Origin of the sequence: Flavobacterium silvisoli, assembly GCF_004329815.1 — a bacterium.
Lineage (GTDB): Bacteria > Bacteroidota > Bacteroidia > Flavobacteriales > Flavobacteriaceae > Flavobacterium > Flavobacterium silvisoli.
Map to the genome: position 1 here is coordinate 1 of NZ_SJPE01000034.1, position 1794 is coordinate 1794.

Annotated in this window: 2 protein-coding genes; one reads left to right on the forward strand and one right to left on the reverse strand. The window is 30.5% G+C overall.

Annotated elements, in window-relative coordinates; all coding sequences use genetic code 11:
- The coding region (locus EZL74_RS13045; protein WP_317125839.1) for a TaqI-like C-terminal specificity domain-containing protein at nucleotides 1-679 on the forward strand (679 nt) is incomplete at its 5' end.
- Here the strand turns inward: EZL74_RS13045 and EZL74_RS13050 are convergent.
- Nucleotides 662-1794: Eco57I restriction-modification methylase domain-containing protein (locus tag EZL74_RS13050; protein ID WP_193553769.1), on the reverse strand; the 1133-nt coding region annotated here is incomplete at its 5' end. The genes EZL74_RS13045 and EZL74_RS13050 overlap by 18 nt on opposite strands.

Below are 1794 nucleotides of genomic sequence, written 5' to 3' on the forward strand. Positions count from 1 at the left end.
TGATGAAATTATTCGACCGATTTTAAGAGGCAGAGATATTAAAAAATATGATATTCATTTTTCAAATTTGTATTTAATTAATGCGCATAATGGTGTGAAGGAAAAAGGTACCAAACGTATCGACGTAGTTAATGATTATCCCGTTATTTATGAACACCTAAAACATTTTCAGTCAAAACTTGAATCTAGGAGTGACAAGGGAGATCACTGGAGTAATTTGAGAAACTGTGCATACATTGATATATTTACTGGTCCCAAATTAATTTACCCCGAAACTATGCGGCTACTTAAAAATAATAATGAGACTTTCCCAAGATTTACGTATGATTCAGGAAATTATTTTTGTGATAAAACAGCTTTCTCAATTACTGGAGTTGAGATAAAGTATCTTTTAGCATTTATGAATTCGAAAATAATGGAGTATTTAATTCCACAATATGTAACGGCATGGGATGATAGCGGATTTATGATGCAAAAAATATATTTAGAAAATATTCCTATTCCGAATCCAGAAAAAAAAATCAAAGACTCCATAGAAATCTTGGTTGATAAGATCCTAATTGAAGAAGAAATTCTCAAAAAAAAGGAATTACAACATGAAATAGACAAAATATTTTCTGGTATTTTTAATTTTTCGGAAGATGAAGAGGTCTTTATTAATTTAATAGTTAGAAACTAAATTAATTTCTTCTTCAACTAAATTATATAGGTCGAATACCATTTTATCTAAACTATTCTCCAATTCTGACGTCTCACGATTATTCGTTTTTTCATATATTATTTTTTCCACAATGTCACAGAATTTTTTTTGCTCTGCTTCGTCAATAAAGGGAATCGGCAATTGTTCTACAAACATTGGTTTGTACTCGAAATAACCACCATTACGGGAAACGCCTAATTGTTTTATATAATAGTCTGCGATAGTGGAATTAAGCACTGCTAATAAATAATAATTTTCGGTCACGAAAAAAGGAGATGGTGCATTAAGAATATAATCAGCTGGAATAAAACTAAACTGAGATTTCAAAGCTAAATTTCCCCATCCTATTTTCACCTTATTAAAGTCTTCCAAGTAGGCACAATTTCTAAGATTAGACCAATGATCACCTTGATCTAAACGCTTTTCTAATTCAGTTCTATGTTTTAATAAATATTCATATACAACTGGATAATCTTTCTCAACATCTATTCGTGGAATGCCTTTAGACTTTATGCCATTATGCGCATTTATGAGCCAATTGCCACTCCATTCATAAGTAAAACGCTTAATATTTTTACCTAAAAGAATCGGTCGAATAATTTCATCATTTCTTTTATTTTCGTCAATTATGAAAGCTTCATTATATCCAGTTTTGATACCATAATTTATCTGAACATCCCAATTTTTAAGCGGTATTCCAATCTTTTCAATTTTATTCTTTATTGTCTGTTCTACAGCACCTAAAACAGTCCAATTAGCAGAAGTATAGGAAGCTTTAATGAAAAGAGTGTTAAAATAATCGCTGGTATTATTTATACTAAAATTTTTATCTAAAATACAAGCTTTTGTTTCTCCTTCATATTTTGCCTTTTCAGATATCAATATATTGGTATCAACAGTAGCCGTATCAAAAACTTGGACACCACCAAAGTCAATCAATATGACTGGATTACTCTTCTCAACAAAGTATTTTCGAAGACTTTCACCATAGGCAGCCCGCATCCATTTATTCGAGGTTATAAATGCCAAATACCCCTTAGGTTTTAAAAGCTTGATTCCTAATTCGTAAAACAAACTATAAATATCACCTGTCT